The 24,245-nt window shown below is 52.0% G+C and carries 22 protein-coding genes; 15 read left to right on the forward strand and 7 right to left on the reverse strand.

Going from position 1 to position 24,245, the window contains the following annotated elements:
* Nucleotides 1–178 precede the first annotated feature (178 nt).
* The 3 genes from xni to queF all read right to left on the reverse strand — a co-directional run bounded on the left by xni (nucleotide 179) and on the right by queF (nucleotide 3,551).
* Nucleotides 179–949 (reverse strand): flap endonuclease Xni, encoded by a 771-nt coding sequence (xni, locus tag R9X49_RS00830; protein WP_319846836.1) that lies wholly within the window; start codon nucleotides 947–949, stop codon nucleotides 179–181.
* 71 nt (nucleotides 950–1,020) lie between these two features.
* A complete protein-coding gene (ppnN, locus tag R9X49_RS00835) occupies nucleotides 1,021–2,385 on the reverse strand; it encodes a nucleotide 5'-monophosphate nucleosidase PpnN (protein ID WP_039350812.1) in 1,365 nt (454 codons plus the stop codon).
* A gap of 317 nt (nucleotides 2,386–2,702) precedes the next feature.
* Nucleotides 2,703–3,551 (reverse strand): NADPH-dependent 7-cyano-7-deazaguanine reductase QueF, encoded by an 849-nt coding sequence (gene queF, locus R9X49_RS00840; RefSeq protein ID WP_319846837.1) that lies wholly within the window; start codon nucleotides 3,549–3,551, stop codon nucleotides 2,703–2,705.
* A gap of 70 nt (nucleotides 3,552–3,621) precedes the next feature.
* On the opposite strand from queF, the gene syd reads away from it, so the two are divergent.
* The 4 genes from syd (at nucleotide 3,622) to R9X49_RS00860 (ending at nucleotide 6,634) form a co-directional block, all read left to right on the forward strand.
* Nucleotides 3,622–4,170 carry a SecY-interacting protein gene (gene syd / locus R9X49_RS00845; protein WP_319846838.1) on the forward strand — a complete coding sequence of 183 codons (549 nt, stop codon included), beginning with the start codon at nucleotides 3,622–3,624 and terminating at the stop codon, nucleotides 4,168–4,170.
* Between the two features lie 801 nt (nucleotides 4,171–4,971).
* Nucleotides 4,972–5,322 (forward strand): YqcC family protein, encoded by a 351-nt coding sequence (locus tag R9X49_RS00850; protein ID WP_319846839.1) that lies wholly within the window; start codon nucleotides 4,972–4,974, stop codon nucleotides 5,320–5,322.
* Nucleotides 5,315–6,100, forward strand: a complete 786-nt coding sequence (truC, locus tag R9X49_RS00855) for a tRNA pseudouridine(65) synthase TruC (RefSeq protein WP_225088102.1) — start codon at nucleotides 5,315–5,317, stop codon at nucleotides 6,098–6,100. The genes R9X49_RS00850 and truC overlap by 8 nt, the downstream gene beginning before the upstream one ends.
* A 78-nt stretch (nucleotides 6,101–6,178) precedes the next feature.
* Complete coding sequence (locus tag R9X49_RS00860) at nucleotides 6,179–6,634, forward strand: flavodoxin (RefSeq protein WP_012773626.1); 456 nt, start codon at nucleotides 6,179–6,181, stop codon at nucleotides 6,632–6,634.
* A gap of 73 nt (nucleotides 6,635–6,707) precedes the next feature.
* Here R9X49_RS00860 and R9X49_RS00865 read toward each other — a convergent pair whose 3' ends face one another.
* The 4 genes from R9X49_RS00865 to map form a co-directional block, all read right to left on the reverse strand.
* On the reverse strand, nucleotides 6,708–7,097 hold the full coding sequence (locus tag R9X49_RS00865; RefSeq protein WP_180742176.1) for a DUF3461 family protein: 390 nt from the start codon (nucleotides 7,095–7,097) through the stop codon (nucleotides 6,708–6,710).
* 154 nt (nucleotides 7,098–7,251) lie between these two features.
* Nucleotides 7,252–8,079 carry a 2,3,4,5-tetrahydropyridine-2,6-dicarboxylate N-succinyltransferase gene (gene dapD / locus R9X49_RS00870; RefSeq protein WP_319846840.1) on the reverse strand — a complete coding sequence of 276 codons (828 nt, stop codon included), beginning with the start codon at nucleotides 8,077–8,079 and terminating at the stop codon, nucleotides 7,252–7,254.
* Nucleotides 8,080–8,107: 28 nt separating this feature from the next.
* Nucleotides 8,108–10,822: a bifunctional uridylyltransferase/uridylyl-removing protein GlnD gene (gene glnD, locus R9X49_RS00875; protein ID WP_319846842.1), complete on the reverse strand. Its 2,715-nt coding sequence runs from the start codon at nucleotides 10,820–10,822 to the stop codon at nucleotides 8,108–8,110.
* 41 nt (nucleotides 10,823–10,863) lie between these two features.
* Complete coding sequence (map, locus tag R9X49_RS00880) at nucleotides 10,864–11,658, reverse strand: type I methionyl aminopeptidase (RefSeq protein ID WP_319846843.1); 795 nt, start codon at nucleotides 11,656–11,658, stop codon at nucleotides 10,864–10,866.
* 345 nt (nucleotides 11,659–12,003) lie between these two features.
* Here map and rpsB point away from each other — a divergent pair, with 345 nt between their 5' ends.
* From rpsB to lpxD, 11 genes are all read left to right on the forward strand, one after another.
* On the forward strand, nucleotides 12,004–12,729 hold the full coding sequence (gene rpsB / locus R9X49_RS00885) for a 30S ribosomal protein S2 (protein ID WP_010284816.1): 726 nt from the start codon (nucleotides 12,004–12,006) through the stop codon (nucleotides 12,727–12,729).
* 134 nt (nucleotides 12,730–12,863) lie between these two features.
* Nucleotides 12,864–13,715: a translation elongation factor Ts gene (gene tsf, locus R9X49_RS00890; protein ID WP_010296401.1), complete on the forward strand. Its 852-nt coding sequence runs from the start codon at nucleotides 12,864–12,866 to the stop codon at nucleotides 13,713–13,715.
* Between the two features lie 155 nt (nucleotides 13,716–13,870).
* Nucleotides 13,871–14,596, forward strand: a complete 726-nt coding sequence (gene pyrH, locus R9X49_RS00895) for a UMP kinase (protein ID WP_012773631.1) — start codon at nucleotides 13,871–13,873, stop codon at nucleotides 14,594–14,596.
* A gap of 261 nt (nucleotides 14,597–14,857) precedes the next feature.
* Complete coding sequence (frr, locus tag R9X49_RS00900; RefSeq protein ID WP_319846845.1) at nucleotides 14,858–15,415, forward strand: ribosome recycling factor; 558 nt, start codon at nucleotides 14,858–14,860, stop codon at nucleotides 15,413–15,415.
* A 237-nt stretch (nucleotides 15,416–15,652) separates the two neighbouring features.
* A complete protein-coding gene (gene ispC / locus R9X49_RS00905) occupies nucleotides 15,653–16,849 on the forward strand; it encodes a 1-deoxy-D-xylulose-5-phosphate reductoisomerase (RefSeq protein ID WP_319846846.1) in 1,197 nt (398 codons plus the stop codon).
* Nucleotides 16,850–17,047: 198 nt separating this feature from the next.
* A complete protein-coding gene (gene ispU / locus R9X49_RS00910; protein WP_319846847.1) occupies nucleotides 17,048–17,809 on the forward strand; it encodes a (2E,6E)-farnesyl-diphosphate-specific ditrans,polycis-undecaprenyl-diphosphate synthase in 762 nt (253 codons plus the stop codon).
* Between the two features lie 9 nt (nucleotides 17,810–17,818).
* Nucleotides 17,819–18,676 carry a phosphatidate cytidylyltransferase gene (cdsA, locus tag R9X49_RS00915; RefSeq protein WP_319846848.1) on the forward strand — a complete coding sequence of 286 codons (858 nt, stop codon included), beginning with the start codon at nucleotides 17,819–17,821 and terminating at the stop codon, nucleotides 18,674–18,676.
* 21 nt (nucleotides 18,677–18,697) lie between these two features.
* Nucleotides 18,698–20,053 carry a sigma E protease regulator RseP gene (gene rseP / locus R9X49_RS00920; protein WP_319846849.1) on the forward strand — a complete coding sequence of 452 codons (1,356 nt, stop codon included), beginning with the start codon at nucleotides 18,698–18,700 and terminating at the stop codon, nucleotides 20,051–20,053.
* Nucleotides 20,054–20,088: 35 nt separating this feature from the next.
* Complete coding sequence (gene bamA / locus R9X49_RS00925) at nucleotides 20,089–22,518, forward strand: outer membrane protein assembly factor BamA (RefSeq protein WP_319846850.1); 2,430 nt, start codon at nucleotides 20,089–20,091, stop codon at nucleotides 22,516–22,518.
* A 193-nt stretch (nucleotides 22,519–22,711) separates the two neighbouring features.
* Nucleotides 22,712–23,209 carry a molecular chaperone Skp gene (gene skp, locus R9X49_RS00930; RefSeq protein WP_012773638.1) on the forward strand — a complete coding sequence of 166 codons (498 nt, stop codon included), beginning with the start codon at nucleotides 22,712–22,714 and terminating at the stop codon, nucleotides 23,207–23,209.
* A 3-nt stretch (nucleotides 23,210–23,212) separates the two neighbouring features.
* Complete coding sequence (lpxD, locus tag R9X49_RS00935) at nucleotides 23,213–24,235, forward strand: UDP-3-O-(3-hydroxymyristoyl)glucosamine N-acyltransferase (RefSeq protein ID WP_180742186.1); 1,023 nt, start codon at nucleotides 23,213–23,215, stop codon at nucleotides 24,233–24,235.
* Nucleotides 24,236–24,245 lie beyond the last annotated feature (10 nt).

Consider the following 24,245-nt stretch of genomic DNA (forward strand, 5'->3'; position numbering starts at 1 on the left):
TAATTTAGCCAGAAGCCTGGGGTCATGGGGCGAGCGGCGTGTGAGCCGCCCCATGTCGGGCGCATGCTACTGGGGTAGCATGAAAAATGACGGTATTATTGCGCACGAAACCCTCTCCTAGTCTGCATAAAAAATGTGACTAAGAGGCAGGTATCAATAGGGGCACACCGTCCGTCTCTTAATATGGTAGCCTCAGCTGTTGCAGATTGCCATTGAGCGTTAAATCGGTATGCAGCATAGCCACTTGACGGCTGATTAGCGCCATGTCTTTATGCTGTTCCAGCTTCTTACGCCACTTTTCTGGTACGGCATCTAATTGCTGATACAGTGCCTCCAAGCTTCCAGCCTGTTGCAAAAGTTGTGCGGCGCTTTTAGGGCCGATACCCGCGACGCCCGGTATTTTGCTGCTGCTAATGCCTGCCAGCCCCCAGTAGTCCGTAAGCTGTTGCGGTGACACACCAAACTCCTGTTCAACAAACGGCAGATCCAGCCAGCGTTTCTGGAAGTAGTCCCTAATCTGAATGTGTGGCGCTAATAGCTGGCAGTATCCTTTATTGGTCGACACAATCGTTGCCTGATGACCCGCTGATGACAGCTTGGTGGCTAGCGTAGCCGCCAGATCGTCGGCCTCATTGCCGGGGCTATGCCAGCTTGCTACGCCTGCTGCGGCAAATGCCGCTTTAATTTGCGGTAGTTCCTGTTTCAGATTGTCCGGCATTGGCGTGCGGCCCGCCTTGTAGTCAGGCAGGAGTTGGTGACGCCAACTGGTAACACGACCTTCATCATCAAATTCTTCATGATCAAACACTGCAACAGCGTGCGTAGGCTGGCTGTTTTGTATGAGCTGATGCAGTGCATGTTGGCATGCTGTGATACAGGGCGAACCTTGTACCGCATGAATGCGACGTATCAGATTGAGCGCGTCGACAATCAGCAAATGGACGGACATCGCGTAATTCCTGATGTAATAAGAGGGGGAAGCTGGGCTTCCCCACATAGGTACGACCGGACGGTGGACCGTTAGGAGCAGATTTCGTAGCAGGGGATATAGGCGCTGCCGGGCAGCTTCATGCGCTGCTGCGCGACAAAGCCCTGTAACAGTGTATCCATGCTTTTCATCATCTGCGGATCGCCATGAATTTTGTACGGCCCACGTTGTTCAATCGCCTGAATGCCAACTTCCTTCACATTACCGGCCACAATACCGGAGAACGCCCGGCGCAGCGCGGCAGCCAGTTCTTCAGCCGGCTGATTCGGATGCAGGTTGAGATCGGCCATATTTTCATGTGTTGGTTCGAAGGGCAGTTGCAGATCGGGTGCGATGCGCAATGACCAGTTAAAGCTGTAGGCATCACCCGTGTGGCGACGGCTTTCTTTCACCTGCGGCATCGCTTTCTTCATCTGACGGGCGACTTCCGCAGCGTCATTAATGATGATCGAGTAGTAACGACGCGCCTGACGACCCAGCGTGCCAACAATGAACTCGTCCAGCACGCGGAAATAGTCTGCGCTTTCTTCCGGCCCGGTCAGGATAATCGGCAACACTTGCTCGCTGTTTTCCGGGTTCATCATGATGCCCAGCAAATAGAGGAACTCTTCCGCCGTTCCGACCCCACCAGGGAAAATAATGATGCCGTGTCCGATACGGACAAAAGCCTCCAGACGCTTTTCGATGTCCGGCATAATGATCAGTTCATTGACCAGCGGATTCGGCGGTTCGGCCGCAATGATGGACGGCTCGGTCATACCGATGAAACGCCCTTCTTTATAGCGCTGCTGTGCGTGGCCGACGGCGGCACCTTTCATTGGTGCTTCCATCGCACCCGGGCCGCAGCCCGTACAGATATTCAGTTCACGCAGGCCGAGCTGGCTGCCCACCTTACGCGCATACTGGTATTCGATTTCATTAATCGAATGGCCGCCCCAGCAAACCACCATGTTCGGCTCTTCCCCGACGTGGAGCGCCTTGGCATTACGCAGGATAGAGAACACCAGATTGGTGATATGGGCGGAATTTTCCAGATTCAGATTCTGATAGCGGCCTGCACTGGCGATTTGGCCGTTAACGAAAAGAATGTCGCGCAATACGGCGAACAGGTTAGCCTGCAAGGCTCGAATGATGTTGCCGTCAACGAAAGCGTCTTCCGGCGGGTTCACCAGTTCCAGTTTGACACCGCGCTCACGGCGCAGCACGTTGATATCAAAATCTTCATAACGAGACAGCAGCTCTTTGCTGTTATCTGTCTGGCTACCGGAATTCAGTACGGCGAGGGAACAGTTGCGAAACAAACGGTAGAGATCGCTGCTGGCTGTGCTTTTCAGCATGTCCACTTCCAACTGCGATAACAAATCCATCGATCCCAATGGGCTGATATGTGTAATCAATTTTGCTCCTTGAAACGCAATATAATTCGCGATGCCATGCTGGCTGCCGAGAGCACGTTCCGTTGCTACACGCTCGACGTTTCAGCAACATGGCACGAATGTCATCCATTTAAGACGCGACGCGGAACGTCATACGTTAAATACCGCGAGCCTAAATGAAACCTACTTGAGCACCGTTCAGACGTTATGGATCTTTTGTTGTCTGGCACACCACCTTAACGCGCTGTCATCATTTTTTCCAATGTTGGCGGCAGTCTCTCCCCTAACTTGCGTGACGCTACGCATATTACCGTGCAAACCCGTAACTTATCGGTCGATTACTGGCGCGGCAGGCGTCCAGTTGGCGCGTTAAACGGATAGTTACTGCGCCACGGATTGATGTCCAGCCCGCCGCGGCGGGTATAGCGGGCGTAAACGCTGAGTTTTTCCGGCTGGTAGTAGCGCGTGATGTCGTTAAAAATTCGTTCCACACACTGTTCATGAAATTCGTTATGATGTCGAAATGAGACAATGTAGCGCAGCAGCGCTTCACGGTTAATGCGTTTGCCGCGATAGTGGATCTGTACAGAGCCCCAGTCGGGCTGATGGGTGATCAAACAGTTGGATTTCAGCAGGTGGCTGACCAGTGTTTCCTCAACGACAGGCGCGTCCTGTTCGTTTGTCGCCAGATAGTCGGCGCTGAAGTCGTAGCTGTCGATCTGAATGTCTTGATCGTCGATGCATTCGCCTATGAATCCTGCTATCGGCTGGCCTTCAAGCTCGCTGAGTTTGAAAAGCGTGATGCTGACGTCCCCCTGAGCGCAGTGCGCCAGATCCTTGGCTAACGTTGCGCGTACGCTTTCCCAACTGTCGAATGTCGTCTGATTAAAGCTGTTCAGGTACAGCTTGAAACTTTTTGATTCAATCAGATTCAGGCTTTCCGCATTGAGATGCATTTCACCGACGGCCACCTGAGGTACGCCGCGGTTGTTCAGCCAGGAAAGCTCGTAGAGCGTCCAGATATCCGCGCCATGAAAAGGCAGGCTGTCAGGATAAATGCCCAGTGGATCGCGGTTCAGGCTACGTGGCACCGGTTGCAGAAGTGCGGCATCATAGCGATCGTGATAGGGGGTGGGTTTGCCCAGTGTCAGCCCGCTCAGGGCCTGATGCTTGTCATAAACGGACATGCTGTTACCTTGATGTGATAAGCGTGATGGCGAATAGTGTAACCTGACTAAAAGAGTGATGAGAAAAATTATGGAGCATGAGGTCGTTTCGGCACTGGCGGCGTTTACCCAGCGCTATGTTGACTGCTGGCAGCAGGAGAAGGGGCATTTGCCCGCCAGTGAAGCCCTTTACGGCATATCTTCCCCATGTATTGTCGAAAATCATGAGGATACGGTTTACTGGTCGCCACAGCCTTTTGCTCCTTCAGCCGCATTGGATGGCGTGGAACGTGCACTGGAAATCAGCCTGCATCCTGATGTTCATGCTTTTTACACCGCGCAGTATGCCGGGGATATGGCGGCGCAGTTTGATTCGCTCTCCTGTCAACTGTTGCAGGTGTGGAGTGAAGAAGATTTCACCCGCATGCAGGAGAATCTGATTGGTCATTTGTTAACGCAGAAACGCCTTAAGCTGACGCCAACGCTGTTTTTAGCAACGACTGATTCTGAGATGACAATGGTGTCGTTGTGTAATATTTCTGGTGAAATCATCCTGGAAGAGTTCGGTACGAAAAAGCGTCAGATCTTAGCGCCGACGCTGACAGCGTTTCTTTCTAACCTGAACCCGTTAGCGGTCTAATGGTTAATCGAATTTCACTTTCGGCTTTGTGAGAGATCTCTTACATTTGCTGTAAGAAATGTCTTATCTTTAATGTTGAAAATATGTTTCATTTTTATTTTTCCATTATTAATTAGCAAATTACAATAAAAAATTACCGTATCGCTTAAGGGATGTTGAGAAACATTGTCACTTACCCCTTGCTGAAAGCTGACAATTAATACATCTTATTACTTAAGTTAGTAACCGGTTACAGTGTGTGTAATGGTGACTATCGGTAACAAAATAGCGTTACTGCACTCGGGTTGTTTTCAGGACGAAACGTTGTTTCAGGAAGAGACACAGTTTCAGGATGAAACACTGTTTTAGGGATAAACATTGTTTTAGGAAGAAACACGAGTTTCAGGAAGAAGCGCAGTTTTCAGGAAGAAACACGGTTTCAGGATGAAATCAGGGACACCTCCAGGAAGGAGACCGAGAGCCGATTAGGAATATCGGTGGGGCAGGAGCCTAAAGGGATTTAGTCACGGAAGATACAGGATGGAAACGTCAGGAAGAAAGTAGGACGCCAGCAAGGATTGTGGGTCAGGGAGACCAAAAAGGAAAAGTTTTCATGGATGAGCAGGGATGCAAATGTGTAGCGGGATAGCTATAAAACGAACCGGGGGTACTGAGCAATCAGTACCCCCACTTTTTTGCCTGTAGCATGGGGAACTGAGGCTGTCGCCGATAGCCTGTGGTCAACATGTGGCGATTGGGTCAGGCTGATATCAATGCTATGCTTTGCCGCCATTACTGTTGGCTTCAAGGGCGAGAAACCGCATGAGTAGAGAGAACCAGGTTCGTCAGTCATTATTCGATATTGAGCGCGCATTGAGAGAAAGTCCTTTCTGGCAGGTTGTTCCGCCAGAAGACGAGGCGTTTAACAGCACTGAGCCTTTCAGCCTGGATACCATGAAACCCGAAGAGTGGTTGCAGTGGGTCTTTTTGCCGCGCATGCATGCTTTGTTGGATAGCGAATTAGCGTTGCCCGCTGAGCTGGCTTTGCTTCCCTATTTTGAAGAAGCGCTGGAAGGTACGCCAGAAGAGACGGCGGCGATCCTGTTGCGTATCGGGCTGCTTGATGAACTGTTCCGCCCGGATGCACAGGATGGCGCAGTACGCGATGCTTGAGATTATTTATCAGGATGAGCATCTGGTCGCCGTTAATAAACCCAGCGGCTGGTTAGTCCACCGTAGCTGGCTGGATCGCAAAGAAAAGGTCGTGGTGATGCAGACCGTGCGCGATCAGATCGGCCAGCACGTGTATACCGTTCATCGTCTCGACAGGCCGACATCCGGCGTGTTGTTGCTCGCGCTGTCCAGCGAGGTGGCGCGTGCGTTATCCCAGCAGTTTGAATCACACCAGATGCAGAAAATGTATCATGCCGTGGTGCGGGGCTATGTGCTGGATGATGGCGTGATTGACTATGCGCTCACCGAAGAACTGGACAAGATCGCCGACAAGTTTACGAATCCTGATAAAGCACCGCAGCCTGCCGTCACGCATTATCGTTCTTTGGCGCAGGTCGAAATGCCGGTTGCCATTGGCCGTTACCCAACAGCACGCTACAGCCTGATGGAGCTGAAACCGCAGACCGGTCGTAAGCATCAGCTCCGCCGCCATATGTCACACCTCCGTCATCCGATCATCGGCGATACCGCGCACGGCGACCTGCGACACAATCGTGGCATGGAGACACATTTTTCCTGCGGTAGACTTATGCTGCATGCCAGCGAGCTACAGCTTAATCATCCAGTGAGCGGGCAGCCATTGACGTTGCAGGCTCGCTGGGATGCGCCGTGGCAGGGCGTGATGACTCAATTTGGCTGGCAGGGGATTCTCCCTGAGTTTGAAGGGGTTGAGTTTCCTGCCGACTCAGGTCAGGATAGCGAGCATTTCGTTGGGTAATATCTGCCGCATTACTTTTATATAGCTTTTGTATAGCTTTTATATCAAACACATCGAATTCAAAAGGGAGTCAGAAGCATGGCGCAGATTGGTATTTTTGTTGGTACGGTCTACGGGAATGCATTGCTGGTGGCCGAAGAAGCCGAAAATATCCTCAGGGAGCGTGGCCATGAGGTTAAGGTCTTTGAAGATGCGACGCTGGAATCCTGGCTGGACTATCGCGAGCAGACGGTTTTAGTTGTAACGTCGACGACGGGACAAGGCCAACTACCTGATTCTATCGTTCCACTTTACGCCGCACTGCGTGATAAAGGCGGTTACCAGCCTGCGCTGCGCTATGGCGTGATCGCGTTGGGTGACAGCAGTTACCCGAATTTCTGCGCGGGTGGGCATCTTTTCGATGCACTATTGCAGGAAATCGGTGCTAAGCGTCTGGGAGATGTTTTGGACATTGATGCCGTCGAACATCCTGAACCGGAAGTGATTTCATGCCCGTGGGTTGAAGGATGGGCTGACCTGGTTGATGCGCAGTAATGCCGTATTGAAATGAGAAACGGGAGCCAGTCGTGCTCCCGTTTTCGTTGCGGCCTGTTAGCGACGATCGTGTTTAGCGATTCTTGGTCAGCTTCTCTAAATCCGCTTCGATTTCGGTAATCTTGTTGGAAACGACGCTTTCCAAATGACGCAGATCGTCGAGGATTTTGCGTTTCAGATCGACTTCAACCTGTTCCTGCTGGCAGATCTTGTCTAACTCATCAATCACATAGCGCAGATTTGGGCTGATCTCGTTGATCTCTTTATAGCCCTGTCCTGTGTTGTCGGCCACGATGGTCTTACGCTGGCGTGGGTATTTGAACTTCACGCTTTTAGCGAAAAATTCGCCCTTATCTTTACGGAAATAGATCTTCAGGATGTCGTTGTTCGCTTCCTGACGCAGGCTGTAGCGATCGATATCATCGGGATTGGTAATGCCCAGGCTTTTTAGATTGTCATACATAGCGTCACCTTCTCGGTTTCTATAGAGTCCTGATTATCATGCCAGCGAGAACCACGCTGTTTATACCCGCCATACCGAAGTATTTAGGGAACATATAAATAACTTATCGTTCGTACATAAAAAAACGGCGGGTGATTAACCCGCCGTTTCTAGTTTAGTCGATGGTGCGTAATAACTCATTGATACCCACTTTACCGCGGGTTTTCGCATCCACTTTCTTCACAATAACGGCACAGTACAGGCTGTAGCTGCCATCTTTGGACGGCAGGTTGCCGGAAACCACAACGGAGCCAGCTGGTACGCGACCATAGTGGACTTCGCCAGTTTCACGATCGTAAATACGGGTGCTTTGGCCGATGAACACGCCCATGGAGATAACGGAGCCTTCTTCCACGATCACGCCTTCCACCACTTCAGAACGCGCGCCGATGAAGCAGTTGTCTTCGATGATGGTCGGGTTCGCCTGCAGCGGCTCCAGAACACCGCCGATGCCTACGCCGCCGGACAGGTGAACATTTTTACCGATCTGAGCACAAGAACCGACGGTTGCCCAGGTATCCACCATCGTGCCTTCATCAACGTAAGCGCCGATGTTGACATAAGACGGCATCAGTACGGTATTACGTGCAATAAACGCACCCTGACGTACGCTTGCTGGCGGCACGACACGGAACCCTTCGCGCTGGAAGCGGGCTTCGTCATAGTTTGCAAACTTCATCGGCACTTTGTCGTAATAACGCGTTTCCGAGCCTTCCATCACCTGGTTGTCGTTAATGCGGAAAGAGAGCAGCACGGCTTTCTTCAGCCACTGATGGGTAACCCACTGGCCGTCGATTTTCTCTGCAACGCGGAGGGCGCCGCTATCCAGCAGGCTAATAGCCTGATTGACGGCTTCACGCGTGACGGTGTCTGCATTTGCTGGAGTGATTTCAGCGCGGCGCTCGAAAGCCGTCTCAATGATGTTCTGTAGTTGTTGGTGCATCCTGATTTCTCTTTCCTGATTGTAAAAATTAACTCAATGGTACTTTATCGTTTGGGTTAAGGGCTTCTGTCAACCGTTCTTGCAATTTAAGGCGTAAATCCGGCTTTAATGCCCGTCTGTCGCTGTCGGCCAGAATGAAAAGATCCTCTACCCGTTCGCCGATGGTGGAAATGCGTGCGCCGTGCAGCGACAAGTTGAGATCGGCAAAAATCTCACCGATACGTGCCAACAGCCCCGGCTGATCGAGCGCGCTAAGCTCCATATAGCTGCGTCTGTCCGTATGTGTCGGCAGGAAGTTGACTTCCGTTGGCACGCTGAAGTGGCGCAGCTTAGGCGATGGTCGGCGTACGCGCGGGTGCTGATAATGCCGCTGTGTCAGCGCTTGTTCCAGCGCGTGACGTATCATTTCATGCCGATCCTGCGCTAGCGGGCTGCCGTCAGGTTCCAGCACGATGAACGTATCCATCGCCATGCCGTCGCGGCTGGTAAAAATCTGCGCGTCGTGCACGCTGAGGTTACGTCGATCTAACTCGCCGGCGACCGCCGCGAAAAGATAGGGTCGATCTGGGCTCCAGATAAAGATCTCTGTACCGCCGCGGCTGGCTTGATGGCTGATCAGCACCAGCGGTTTGTTGACATCATGCTCCAGCAAGTGACGCGCGTGCCAGGCAAGCTGGTTTGGCGAGTGACGTAGGAAATAATCAGCTCGACAGCGGCTCCAGATGTGGTGCAACGCTTCTTCATCAATGTTATCCATACGCAGCAATGCTAGCGCCTGCAAGCGGTGGTGTCGGACGCGCTCGCGTAAATCTGGCGTATTTTGCATGCCGCGGCGCAGCTGTTTCTCCGTCGCGAAATAGAGTTCACGCAACAGGCTTTGCTTCCAGCTATTCCACAGCGTTTCATTGGTGGCGCAGATATCCGCAACCGTCAGGCTGACCAGATAGCGCAGGCGGGTTTCGCTTTGCACTTCGGTGGCAAATTGCTGAATGACGGTGGGATCCTGAATATCGCGACGCTGAGCGGTGACGGACATCAGCAGGTGGCAGCGCACCAGCCAGGAAACCAGTTGTGCTTCGCGTGAGTTCAGCCCGTGTAGCGCGGCAAATTCCAGCACGTCCTGCGCACCCAGTTCAGAGTGATCGCCGCCGCGGCCTTTTGCAATATCGTGGAACAAGGCGGCAAGCAGCAATAATTCGGGCTGAGGCAGGCGAGGGTAGAGTTCTACGCACAGCGGATGCTGTGGCCGCGTCTCCTCGTCCGCGAAGCTTTCCAGCTTGAGCAAGACGCGAATGGTGTGCTCATCCACCGTATAGGCATGGAACAGATCGAATTGCATTTGACCGACAATGTTTCCCCACAGCGGCATATACGCCCACAGCACGCTGTGGCGATGCATTGGCAGCAACGCACGGCTTACCGCATGCGGGTGGCGCAGAATATTCATGAATAGCTGGCGCGCTTCCGGGATGGTGCAAAGCGGGCTGGCGAGGTGACGACGTGCATGGCGCAACTGGCGCAAGGTGGTGGAGTAGATACCGCTGATGTCGCGGTTACGCACCATCAGGTAGAACATGCGCATGATGGCTTCCGGTTTTTTGATAAACAGGTTTTCATCGCGCAGGTCTACCAGATTACCGCGTAGCTGGAATTCATCGTCAATCGGACGAGGTTTCTCACTCGCATCCAGTGCCAGAATCGCTTCGTCAAAGAGCTGCAACAGCATCTGGTTCAACTCGCTGACGCGGCGCGTCATGCGGTAGAAATCCTTCATCATGCGCTCTACTGGCGTGTTGCCTTCGCCCTGATATTGCAACAGCTGTGCGACGTTAAGCTGCCTGTCGAACAGCAGTCGGTTGTCGTAACGCGGCAGGATCAGATGCAGAGCGAAGCGGATGCGCCACAAAAAGCTTTGGCACTCGTTCAGCTCTTTACGTTCGGCCTCTGTCAGGAAGCCGAAACCCACCATTTCATTCAGCGAGGTGGCGCCGAAATGGCGTCTCGCGACCCACAGCAGCGTGTGAATATCGCGTAGCCCGCCCGGACTGCTCTTGATATCCGGCTCCAGATTGTAGCTGGTGCTGTGATAGCGTTGATGCCGCTCCTGCTGTTCGGCGATTTTTGCCGGAAAAAACGTGGATGACGGCCAAAATTCGTCACTGAATACGTGTTTTTGCAGCGTGAGAAACAGGGCGACGTCGCCGCATATCATGCGCGATTCGATCAGATTGGTTGCGACGGAAATATCGGCGCGCCCTTCCTGTAGGCACTCTTCCAGCGTTCTGACGCTATGGCCGACTTCCAGTTTCAGATCCCACAGCAGGGTGATGAATTGGCCGACGAGCTGGGAATGTTCCTCACTCAGCGCCGTCTGGCTTAAGACCAGCACGTCGATATCAGAAAGCGGGTGCAGTTCACCACGGCCATATCCGCCTACGGCGACCAGCGAAGTCTGGGCGATATTTTCAAAACCGTAGAAGTACCATAGTCGCTGCAACAGGCGATCGATGAATAAGGTTCTGGCATCTATCAACTTTTCTGCGCTGACGCCGGCGCGGAATTCTGAACCGAGCCAAAGCTGAAACAGTTCCAACTGCTGTTTTAGCGTCTGGCAATTCAGCATGTCATCCGCGTAGGTCAGCGGTGACGCGGGGAGCTGTACGGGGGCTGTGGTGTCTATCGGGCTGTCTGGTGAGGACGCATCGGGTGGCGTATTGTCTGGCGAAAAGCGGTTATCTGTCATAGCGCAGCCCATAAAAAAGCCGGCATCTGCCGGCTTAGTGTTTATTGTTCATGCGTGATGATGTTGGGGATGGTGTCATCCTTTCGCAACGTCATTATTTCGCAGCCGTTATCGGTTACCACAATAGTATGCTCGTACTGTGCCGACAAGCTGCGATCTTTGGTTTTTACCGTCCAGCCGTCTTTCATCGTGCGAATACGGAAATCACCGGCATTGAGCATTGGCTCGATCGTAAATGCCATACCCGCCTGCAGCACCACGCCGCCGTCATCGGCATCATAGTGCAGAACCTGCGGCTCTTCGTGGAAACCTTTACCGATACCGTGACCACAATATTCACGCACTACAGAGAAGTTATTCCCTTCCGCAAACTGCTGGATAGCTTTACCCAACGTACGCAGGCGAATGCCGGGTTTAACCATTTTCAGCGCCAGATAGAGGCTTTCCTGCGTGATGCGACAGAGGCGCTCGCCCAAAATGGTTGGCTTGCCAGCGATGAACATTTTGGACGTATCGCCGTGGAAGCCGTCTTTGATCACGGTGACGTCGATATTGACGATATCGCCATCCTTGAGGATTTTGTCGTCGCTTGGAATACCGTGGCACACCACTTCATTGACGGAAATGCACACGGATTTTGGGAACCCATGGTAGCCCAGGCTGGCGGAAATGGCCTGCTGCTTGTTGGTGATGTGATCGTGACAGATTCTGTCCAGCTCGGCGGTGCTCACGCCCGGCACCACGTGGGGTTCGATGATTTCCAGAACTTCGGCAGCCAGACGGCCAGCGACGCGCATTTTTTCGATGTCTTCAGGAGTTTTAATTGAAATTGCCATTGGTCGTCGTCCGCAGGTGTCATTTAAGACACGAGAATTAAGATGAATAACTAATAACTCATGTTACCAGTCCTGCCGCTGGCTTGCCAAACTATCATTCTGATTCGTGGGCGATTGAATAACAAATGTTGGTGTCGCTGGGGGATTTATGGTATAAAGCGCGCCGATGATCCGGCTGGATATCGGTTATACGGTACCCAACCACATCGACTAAACTCACTTTGTGTAAATAACACACACATGTCGGCACGTTCGCCGGGGTGCTCCTGAGGTGTTTCACCGGATGGGGTCGGCGCAATGGGACATGTGGAGGCATAACCCCATACTTAATTAATAGAGGTAATCATGGCAACTGTTTCCATGCGCGATATGCTCAAGGCTGGCGTACACTTTGGTCACCAGACCCGTTACTGGAACCCGAAAATGAAGCCATTCATCTTCGGTGCGCGTAACAAAGTTCACATCATCAACCTTGAAAAAACTGTACCAATGTTCAACGACGCTCTGGCTGAGCTGAGCAAAATTGCTTCTCGCAAAGGCAAAATTCTGTTCGTTGGTACTAAGCGCGCAGCAAGCGAAGCGGTAAAAGATGCAGCCAACAACTGCGATCAGTTCTTCGTGAACCATCGTTGGTTGGGCGGTATGCTGACTAACTGGAAAACCGTTCGTCAGTCCATCAAACGTTTGAAAGATCTGGAAACCCAATCTCAAGACGGCACGTTCGACAAGCTGACCAAAAAAGAGGCGCTGATGCGCACTCGTGAACTGGACAAGCTGGAAAACAGCCTGGGCGGTATCAAAGATATGGGCGGTCTGCCAGACGCGCTGTTCGTTATCGACGCCGATCATGAGCACATCGCAATCAAAGAAGCTAACAACCTGGGTATTCCGGTATTCGCAGTGGTTGATACCAACTCCGATCCAGATGGCGTTGACTACATCATCCCTGGTAACGACGACGCAATCCGTGCAGTTAGCCTGTACCTGAGCGCTGTTGCTACTGCTGTCCGCGAAGGCCGTTCTCAGGATCTGGCTGTGCAGGCAGAAGAAGGCTTAGTAGAAGCTGAATAATAAGTCTGGCTCGTTGAGCCCTTATTAACCAGGTAGTACTAGTTTGGTTAGGGGCCTTTTTATGGCCCCTTTTTCACTTTTAAAGCTGTTTGGTCGTGATGACCGGGCAGAACAAATCTTCCGAGGATTTTAGAATGGCTGAAATTACCGCATCCCTGGTAAAAGAGCTGCGTGAGCGTACCGCTGCGGGCATGATGGAATGTAAGAAAGCGTTGGTTGAAGCTAACGGCGACATCGAGCTGGCAATCGAAAACATGCGTAAATCCGGCGCAATCAAAGCGGCGAAGAAAGCAGGTAACGTTGCTGCTGACGGCGTAATCAAGACTAAGATCGACGGTAACTACGCTGTGATCCTGGAAGTTAACTGCCAGACTGACTTCGTTGCTAAAGATGGTGGTTTCCAGGCATTTGCTGACAAAGTGTTGGACGCTGCGGTTGCAGGCAAAATCACTGATGTTGACGTGCTGAAAGCACAGTTCGAAGAAGAGCGTGTTGCGCTGGTTGCGAAAATCGGTGAGAACATCAACATTCGCCGCGTTTCTGCGCTGGAAGGCGAAGTTCTGGGTAACTACCAACACGGTGCGCGCATCGGTGTTCTGGTTGCTGCTAAAGGCGCTGACGAAGAGCTGGTTAAACACCTGGCTATGCACGTTGCTGCAAGCAAGCCTGAATTCGTTAAGCCAGAAGACGTGTCTGCTGAAGTGGTAGAGAAAGAGTACCAGGTTCAGTTGGAAATCGCGATGCAGTCTGGCAAGCCGAAAGAAATCGCAGAGAAAATGGTTGAAGGCCGTATGAAGAAATTCACCGGCGAAGTTTCTCTGACTGGTCAGCCTTTCGTTATGGATCCAGCCAAATCTGTTGGTCAGCTGCTGAAAGAGCACAATGCTGACGTGACTAACTTCATCCGTTTCGAAGTGGGTGAAGGTATTGAGAAAGTTGAGACTGACTTTGCTGCTGAAGTTGCAGCGATGAGTAAGCAGTCTTAATCAGTAAAAAAAGAGCCGCCAGTTGGCGGTTCCTTTTTATCCAGCCCAAAGAGTTTCAGTACGCTTGGCTTCCTGCACTCAGATAGGGGCCGGGTGGAACAGTTTTGATTTTGACAACCCCCCAATACGACGACAGCCTGTAGGATAAGAACACCATGGCAACCAATGCAAAACCCGTCTATCAACGAATCCTGCTGAAGCTCAGTGGCGAAGCTTTACAGGGAACTGAAGGTTTTGGTATCGATGCGAGCATTCTGGATCGCATGGCTCAGGAAGTGAAAGAACTGGTTGAGTTAGGCATTCAGGTCGGTGTGGTTATCGGCGGTGGTAACCTGTTTCGTGGCGCGGGTCTGGCTAAAGCGGGTATGAACCGCGTTGTGGGCGACCACATGGGAATGCTGGCGACCGTTATGAATGGTCTGGCAATGCGTGATGCGTTGCACCGTGCCTATGTGAACGCTCGCCTGATGTCCGCCATTCCCCTGAATGGCGTCTGTGACAATTACAGCTGGGCGGAAGCGATTAGCCTGCTGCGTAATAACCGCGTGGTGATTTTCTCCGCCGGTACAGGTAACCCTTTCTTTACCACGGATTCTGCGGCTTGCCTGCGCGGCATTGAGATTGAAGCAGATGTCGTATTGAAAGCGACAAAGGTCGATGGCGTCTATTCTGCCGATCCGGTAAAAGATCCCTCAGCAACGTTATATGATTCGCTGACCTATCAGGAAGTGCTGGAACGTGAGCTGAAAGTGATGGATCTTGCTGCGTTCACGCTGGCACGCGACCATAATTTGCCGATCCGTGTTTTCAACATGAACAAACCTGGCGCACTGCGTCGCGTTGTCATGGGTGAAAAAGAAGGGACGTTGATTAGTCAGTAATAACGGCTAATCCCGATTATAGGGTAATATACCCGTTATACTTCAAGCTGCATGTGCGTTGGCTTCCCTTACTCACCCCAGTCACTTATTTGTGTAAGCTCCTGGGGATTCATGCGGTTGCCGCCTTCACGCAACTCGAATTATTTAGGGTATAGATTCCTTGGCGTTACGCCATACGCCAGCCAAGCGCTGGCATTAATTATTCACCGGATCGTGTACTGACATGGTCCGCCAGGCAACCAGTTTTCAAGGGTTCACAACGTGACTAATGAAATCAGAAAAGATGCTGAAACGCGCATGGACAAATGTGTTGAAGCGTTTAAAAACCAGATCAGCAAAATCCGTACTGGCCGTGCATCGCCTAGCATTCTCGATGGCATCCAGGTTGAATACTATGGCAGCGCAACCCCACTGCGTCAGGTTGCTAACGTTGTCGTAGAAGATTCCCGCACGCTGGCGATTACGGTATTCGATCGTTCGCTCGGTCCGGCGGTTGAGAAAGCCATCATGGCTTCCGATCTTGGCCTGAATCCGTCTTCTGCGGGCACCGTCATCCGTGTTCCGCTGCCACCATTGACGGAAGAACGCCGTAAAGATCTGATCAAAGTCGTTCGCGGCGAAGCGGAGCAAGGGCGTATTTCTGTACGCAACGTGCGCCGTGATGCTAACGACAAACTGAAAGCGCTGCTGAAAGATAAAGCGATCAGTGAAGATGAAGAACGCCGTGCTCAGGACGATGTGCAGAAACTGACTGATAACTTCATCAAGAAAGTAGATACAGCACTGGCAGAAAAAGAAGCGGAGCTGATGGAGTTCTAATCAGCCTGTTGAATACTGCGTCGCAGGGAACGTGTGGGCTTGCCCTTTTTTCCGGCGGCGCTTTATTTTTATACAAGGAATGGGTGAAGGCCAGCCCCTCTGGGTAGTAAACAATTTTTTGCTATGTATAGGTCTGCGGCTGTCGTGACTGTGATCGATAGCAGAGATATATCATGGGAATCGTCTCAGACTCGTGTACCTTCCTGTCATCAAATCCGGTTATTCAGAGCATTTTTAATGAAGCAACTGACAATTCTTGGTTCCACTGGCTCTATTGGCGTCAGTTCGCTGGCCGTCATTAAAGCCAACCCCGATAAGTTTGCTGTACGCGCGCTATCCGCTGGGTACAACGTCAAACTGATGCTGGAGCAGTGTCTCACTTTCCAACCCGCCTACGCCTCAATGGCTGATGAAGCCTCTGCAACGGCTCTGCGCCAGCAGTTGGCGGAGTACGGCTGCAAAACCGAGGTTTTGGCTGGAGAGCAGGCGGCGTGTGACCTTGCTGCATTGGATGGCGTCGATCAGGTCATGGCCGCGATTGTGGGAGCCGCAGGATTATTGCCGACGCTGGCGGCAATTCATGCCGGAAAACAGGTCTTGTTGGCGAATAAAGAATCACTGGTTACCTGCGGGCGTCTCTTTATGGACGCAGTGGCGCAAAGTGGCGCGCAGCTTTTACCGATTGATAGCGAACATAATGCGATTTTTCAGAGTTTACCTGAGCAAATTCAGTGTCAGTTAGGCTACGCTTCATTGTCGCAGCACGGTGTTGAACGTATTATTCTGACCGGATCCGGCGGACCGTTTCGTGAGACACCGGTGTCGGCGCTGGCAGACATGACGCCGGATCAGGCGTGTGCGCATCCAAACTGGTCAATGGGGCGCAAAATTTCGGTTGATTCCGCCACGATGATGAACAAAGGGCTGGAGTATATCGAAGCGCGCTGGCTGTTTAACGCTTCTGCTGAGCAGATGGAAGTCATTATTCATCCGCAGTCAGTGATTCACTCGATGGTTCGTTACCGTGATGGCAGCGTGCTGGCGCAGTTAGGATCGCCTGATATGCGTACGCCGATTGCCCACGCGATGGCTTATCCTGAGCGTGTGACATCGGGCGCAAAAGCGTTAGATTTTTGCCAGATTGGCGCGCTGACATTTTTGGCGCCGGACTATGCGCGCTATCCTTGTTTACAGTTGGCAATTGATGCCTGTAATCATGGTCAGTCGGCCACGACGGCATTGAACGCCGCGAATGAAATTGCGGTAGCGGCATTTTTGCAGTCGCAGATTCGCTTTACGGATATTGCGGCGGTAAATCGACATGTTATTGAACAACTTACATTACCAGAGCCTGCCAGCGTTGATGATGTTCTTAACATCGATCGCTGGGCCAGACAGACCGCAGCACAGATCCTGACACACTACGCGCGATAGCCGGATAGACCCGTGGCACAATTTGTTCATGTGCGGTGGAGGTGGTATAGTCTGCGCCACTCAGTGGTTGATTATGCGAAAGTTGTTTAATTGACCGTGAAGCTAAGCCGTGATCGTTCACGGCTTTTTTTGCGCTAACGGGGTCTGATGTTACGGAAGGACTGTTGTATTTCTTGCTTGAGGAAATAAGTACGCGTTATGCCGTCCGATAATCAAAAAAATACTAACGATCTGCCACCCGCCGGACCGCGACATGTTGCCATTATCATGGATGGCAATGGTCGCTGGGCGAAAAGCCGGGGAAAAATGCGGATTTTTGGCCATCAGGCTGGTGTAAAGGCTGTGCGACGTTCAGTCAGTTTTGCAGTAAGCCAAGGGCTGGACGCACTAACGCTTTACGCATTTAGTAGTGAAAACTGGAACCGTCCGGCGCAGGAAGTTTCCGCACTCATGGAACTGTTTGTTCGGGCGCTGGACAGCGAAGTAAAAAGCCTGCACAAGCACAATGTTCGCTTGCGGGTCATCGGCGATATCGGCCGCTTCAGTCCGCGTTTGCAAGAGCGCATTCGCCGTTCGGAGACGCTGACAGAAAAGAATCAGGGGCTCACACTGAATATTGCCGCGAATTATGGCGGCCGTTGGGATATTATTCAGGGAGTACGGCAACTTGCAGAGCAGGTGCAGGAAGGCATTCTGCGTCCTGATAGTATTGATGAAGCATCATTATGTCAGTACATCTGTCTGAATGATCTGGCTCCGGTTGATTTGGTGATCAGAACCGGTGGAGAACACCGCATCAGTAATTTTCTTCTGTGGCAAATTGCTTATGCTGAACTTTACTTTACTGATGTCCTCTGGCCTGATTTCGATGAACAAGTCTTTGAAGGTGCGCTGAATGCTTTTGCACAACGCGAGCGCCGCTTCGGGGGAACAACACCTATCGATGCTGATGCATCCTAGGGGGAACTTTTGCTGAAGTATCGCCTGATTACTGCTTTTATTTTGATCCCGATTGTTATTGCGGCGCTGTTCTTGCTGCCTCCTCTGGGATTCACGCTTGTTACGCTGGCTGTCTGTATGCTGGCGGCATGGGAATGGGGTCAGTTGGCAGGGTTTGCCTCTTATGGTCAACGCCTGTGGCTCGCGATCCTGTGTGGTTTCTTGCTGGCGCTGATGCTGTTGTCACTCCCGGCCTACCATTATTCCGTCCATATTCCGCAAATCAGTATCGCACTCTGGTCATCGCTAGCGTGGTGGGGTGTGGCGCTGCTGTTGGTTCTGTTCTATCCCGCTTCTGCCTCATTCTGGCGCCATTCGCGCGCATTGCGGCTGGTGTTCGGCATCATGACGATCGTGCCGTTTTTCTGGGGCATGGTCGCGCTTCGTCATTATAATTACGCGATTAATCCGTTCACGGGTGCCTGGTGGCTGCTGTACGTCATGTTGCTGGTGTGGGGCGCGGACAGCGGTGCCTACATGTTCGGTAAACTGTTTGGTAAGCGTAAACTCGCGCCAAAAGTTTCGCCGGGCAAAACCTGGGAAGGCTTTCTCGGCGGCCTGGCGACCTCGGCGCTCATCTCCGTGCTGTTTAGCCTCTACGCGCCATTAACGATAGCCCCATCGACGTTGCTGATTTGTTCTATCGCTGCTGCGTTGGCTTCGGTATTGGGTGATTTGACGGAAAGCATGTTCAAACGCGAGGCGGGCATCAAAGACAGTAGCCATTTGATTCCGGGGCACGGTGGCGTGCTCGATCGTATCGACAGCCTGACGGCTGCGGTTCCTGTATTCTCTTGCCTGATGCTGCTGCTGTTTAAAGTGGCTTAGAATAAAGCGGTAGAGCTATTTATGCTGAGTTTTCTCTGGAATCTTGCCGCGTTTATCATCGCACTAGGTGTGTTGGTCACCGTCCATGAGTTTGGGCATTTCTGGGTGGCTCGCCGCTGTGGTGTGAAGGTCGAACGCTTCTCCGTTGGCTTTGGTCGCGCAATATGGCGTCGTCGCGATCGTACCGGTACTGAATTCGTGATTGCGCTGATCCCGCTTGGCGGCTACGTCAAGATGCTGGATGAGCGCGTCGACACGGTTGCGCCAGAATTCCGCCACCAATCATTTAACAGTAAAACGGTCTGGCAGCGTGCGGCTATCGTCAGCGCTGGCCCGATTGCCAATTTCCTGTTTGCCATTGTGGCGTACTGGCTGGTGTTTATTCTCGGCGTGCCGGGCGTGCGTCCGGTTGTGGGTGAAATACTGCCCAACTCCATCGCGGCGCAAGCGGAAATGTCGGCGGGAATGGAACTAAAGTCAGTAGATGGTATCGAAACGCCTGATTGGGATACTGCGCGTCTGGCGCTGATCGGTAAAATCGGCGATAGCGAGGTTGTGATCGGAACCGCACCGTTAGGTTCTGACCGTGTCGTCCAGAAAACGCTGGATTTACGCGATTGGCAGTTTGAGCCTGACAAGCAAGATCCTGCCGCTTCGCTCGGGATTATTCCGCGCGGTCCGCAAATCGAGCCGGTACTGCATCAGGTGCAGGCAGGGTCGGCGGCGGAAAAAGCAGGTTTGCAAGTCGGAGATAGGATCGTTAAAGTCGACGGGCAGGTGCTAGCGCAATGGCGTGATTTCGTCATCGCTGTGCGTGATAACCCCGGACAATCTATTGCGCTGGAGGTGGAGCGAAACGGCGCAGCAGTACCGTTGGCGTTAACGCCAGACAGCAAATCTGTGGGGAGTGGCAGAGTTGAAGGGCTGGCGGGCGTTATGCCAAGCGTGACGCCACTGCCTGAAGAATACAGGACTGTGCGCCAGTATGGGCCGTTTAGCGCAATCTACCAGGCAACAGATAAAACCTGGCAACTGATGAAATTGACCGTCAGTATGTTAGGGAAACTGGTTATGGGTGATGTTAAGCTGAACAACCTGAGCGGTCCCATTTCGATTGCTCAGGGCGCAGGAATGTCAGCAGATTATGGATTGATTTATTACCTGATGTTTTTGGCCTTAATCAGCGTCAATTTGGGGATCATCAATCTGTTCCCTCTGCCGGTATTGGATGGTGGACACCTGCTCTTTCTTGCGGTTGAAAAGCTGAAGGGCAGGCCGGTTTCTGAGCGTGTGCAGGACGTTAGCTATCGCATTGGTACAGTGTTGCTGATGTTGTTAATGGGACTCGCACTTTTCAATGATTTCTCTCGTCTCTAGGCGCGGGATTAGGTTAGGAAAAACGCATAACAACGATGGCGATCAAAAAGTTGCTCATAGCGTCGCTGCTGTTCAGCAGCGCAACCGTATACGGTGCAGACGGGTTCGTAGTGAAGGACATTCATTTCGAGGGCCTGCAAAGGGTTGCCGTCGGGGCGGCACTACTTAGTATGCCAGTCCGCGTTGGTGATACCATCGGTGACGATGATATCGGTAACACCATCCGAGCCTTGTTTGCGACCGGAAATTTTGAAGATGTTCGCGTCCTGCGCGACGGCGAAACGCTGATTGTGCAGGTGAAAGAGCGTCCGACAATCGCCAGCGTCACGTTTTCCGGCAATAAGTCCGTTAAAGACGACATGCTGAAAGAAAACCTGGAGGCCTCCGGCGTGCGCGTCGGTGAAGCGTTGGACCGCACCGCGCTCACCAGCATCGAAAAAGGACTGGAAGATTTCTACTACAGCGTGGGTAAGTACAGTGCATCGGTTAAAGCCGTTGTCACGCCACTTCCGCGTAACCGTGTAGACCTGAAACTGGTCTTCACGGAAGGCGTTTCCGCCAAGATCCAACAGATTAATATTGTCGGTAACAAAGCGTTCAGCTCCGACGAATTGATCTCCCGTTTCCAACTGCGTGATGAAGTGCCGTGGTGGAACGTGGTGGGCGATCGCAAATACCAGAAACAAAAACTGTCCGGCGATCTGGAAACCCTCCGGAGTTTCTATCTGGATCGCGGCTATGCGCGTTTCAACATCGATTCCACACAGGTGAGCTTGACGCCAGATAAAAAAGGCATCTACATCACCATCAATATGACGGAAGGCGAGCAGTACAAGCTGTCCGGTGTGACGGTGAAAGGCAATCTGGCTGGTCACTCTGCGGAAATCGAAGGATTGACGAAGATTGAACCGGGTGAACTCTACAACGGGACGAAAGTGACCCGCATGGAAGAGGACATCAAGAAACTGCTGGGTCGTTATGGCTATGCCTATCCGCGCGTGGTAACACAGCCGGAAATTAATGATACAGACAAGACGGTGAGATTAAACATCAACGTTGATGCCGGTAACCGTTTCTATGTGCGTCATATCCGCTTTGACGGCAACGACACGTCTAAAGACGCTGTCCTGCGCCGTGAAATGCGTCAGATGGAAGGTGCCTGGTTAGGTAACGATCTGGTTGAACAGGGCAAAGAACGTCTAAACCGACTGGGATTCTTTGAAAGCGTTGATGTAGAAACGCAGCGTGTTCCCGGCGTGGCCGATCAGGTTGATGTCACGTATAAAGTCAAAGAGCGTAATACGGGTACCTTCAACTTTGGTGTCGGTTTCGGTACAGAAAGTGGCGTGAGCTTCCAGGCTGGGGTTCAGCAGGACAACTGGCTGGGAACGGGTAACTCCGTTGGTATCAGCGGGACGAAAAACGACTACCAGACGTATGTCGAACTGTCACTGACCGACCCGTACTTTACCGTCGATGGCGTTAGCCTCGGTGGCCGTATCTTCTATAACAAATTTGAGGCGTCTGACGCCGATCTGTCCGACTATACCAACGTGAGTTACGGCGTTGGCAGCACACTGGGCTTCCCGATTAACGAGAATAACTCACTGCGTGTCGGTCTGGATTATGTACATAACGATCTGTCGGATATGAGACCGCAGGTGGCGATGTGGCGTTATCTGGATTCCGTAGGAGTGAATCCATCCGTGGTTCAGGAAGGTAATAAATCTAGCGCTGACTTCAAAGCGAACGATTTCTTCCTGAATACCGGATGGTCATATAACAATCTGGATCGCGGCTACTTCCCGACGAAAGGAACACGTGCGTCTGCGAATGTGAAAGTCACGGTGCCGGGCTCGGATAACGAATACTACAAACTGACGTTTGATTCGGCGAGCTACTATCCGTTGACCGAGAGTGGTAAGTGGGTCGTGATGGGCCGTACGCGTGCGGGATTTGCTGATGGTCTCGGTGGTAAAGAAGTGCCGTTCTACGACAATTTCTATGCCGGTGGTTCCAGCACGGTGCGTGGCTTCCAGTCCAACACCATTGGTCCTAAAGCGGCGTATTACAAGTGTGCTGCGGGTGCAACGTCTTATTCCAACTGCCCGATTGATTCAACCAATCTGGATGACGCAGTGGGCGGTAACGCGATGGCCGTGCTGAGTGCGGAACTGATCGTGCCGACGCCGTTTATCAGCGACAAATACGCGAGCTCCGTCCGTACTTCCTTCTTTGTCGATGGTGGTACGGTATGGGATACCAACTGGGAAAATACACCAGCAACGATTGCCGCAGGCGTGCCGGATTACAGCAAAGCGAGCAACTTCCGTGTTTCCAGCGGTATCGCGTTGCAATGGATGTCTCCGCTTGGGCCATTGGTCTTCTCCTATGCCCAGCCGGTTAAAAAGTACGATGGAGACAAGTCGGAACAATTCCAGTTTAACATTGGCAAAACCTGGTAGTGTGACGTCAATAGGTCGTATGCAGGGAATGTCGTATCATGGTTCGTTGAGACGAGTATCTTGTTGATATAAATAGCTCGTTGATATGAATAGTTCGTGGATATGAACGGTTGAACATAAACCGTTCATACTATGACGTGATGCTCATAATTAAAGTGTTAAGACACAAATAGGTTAGGTTGAGGAGTTTATAGTGAAAAAGTGGTTATGTGCCGCAGGCCTCGGTTTAGCATTGGCTGCTTCAGCCAGCGTTCAGGCTGCTGACAAAATTGCCGTTGTTAACGTCTCCAGCATTTTCCAACAGCTGCCGCAGCGTGAAACCGTTGGCAAACAGCTGGAAAACGAGTTCAAAGGCCGTGCTTCTGAACTGCAATCTATGGAAAACGATTTACAGACCAAGATGCAGAAGTTGCAGCGTGATGGTTCTACCATGAAAGCGAGCGATCGCAGCAAAATGGAGAAGGACGTCATGGCGCAGCGCGAGCAGTTCTCTACCAAAGCACAGGCTTTTGACCAGGACAACCGTCGTCGTCAGATGGAAGAACGCAACAAAATCCTGAGCCGTATCCAGGATGCCGTGAAAGCTGTTGCAACCAAAGAAGGCTATGATGTTGTGATTGACGCTAACGCTGTTGCGTATGTCGCCAATGCGAAAGACATTACTGCAGATGTGCTGAAACAGGTTAAATAATACATGTATTCAATTCGACTGGACGCGTTAGCTCAACAGTTGGATGCACAATTACACGGTGATGGCGATATCGTCATCACCGGTGTTGCTTCTATGCATTCGGCAAAAACTGGGCAAATTACGTTTCTTTCCGACAGTCGTTACCGTGAGCAACTGGCTGGGACGCAAGCGTCAGCGGTCGTGCTGACGGAAGCGGATTTACCTTACTGTCAGGTCACTGCGCTGGTAGTGAAGAATCCCTACCTTACCTATGCGCGTATGGCGCAACTGCTGGACACCACGCCGCAACCGGCAACTGACATTGCGCCGAGCGCGGTTATCGCGCCAGACGCGACGCTGGGCCAGCAGGTGTCCGTTGGCGCAAATGCCGTCATTGAATCTGGCGCACAGTTGGGCGATGGCGTTGTTATTGGCCCTGGCTGCTTTATCGGTAAAGATGCCCGCATTGGCGCCGGTACCCGTTTGTGGGCAAATGTAACGATTTATCACCGCGTTGAGCTGGGTGAACATTGTCTGATCCAGTCAGGAACGGTTATTGGTTCAGACGGTTTTGGCTATGCCAACGATCGCGGTAACTGGGTGAAGATCCCGCAGTTAGGAACGGTCAGAATTGGCGATCGGGTTGAGATCGGCGCAAGCACGACTATCGATCGTGGCGCGTTGGATGATACGGTCATTGGCAATGGTGTTATCATTGATAACCAATGTCAGATTGCGCACAACGTCGTGATTGGCGACAATACCGCGGTAGCGGGTGGCGTCATTATGGCGGGGAGCTTGAAAATTGGTCGTTATTGCATGATCGGTGGTGCCAGCGTAATTAACGGGCACATGGAGATCTGCGATAAAGTGACGGTAACGGGAATGGGGATGGTCATGCGACCAATCACAGAACCTGGGGTATACTCTTCGGGCATTCCTTTGCAACCCAACAAAGTATGGCGTAAAACCGCAGCGCTGGTGATGAATATTGATGAGATAAGCAAACGGTTAAAAGCCGTTGAACGAAAAGTCGATAACGTTTAATCACTCGCGT

The sequence above is a fragment of the Pectobacterium carotovorum genome (assembly GCF_033898505.1).
GTDB classification, from domain to species: Bacteria; Pseudomonadota; Gammaproteobacteria; order Enterobacterales; family Enterobacteriaceae; genus Pectobacterium; species Pectobacterium carotovorum_J.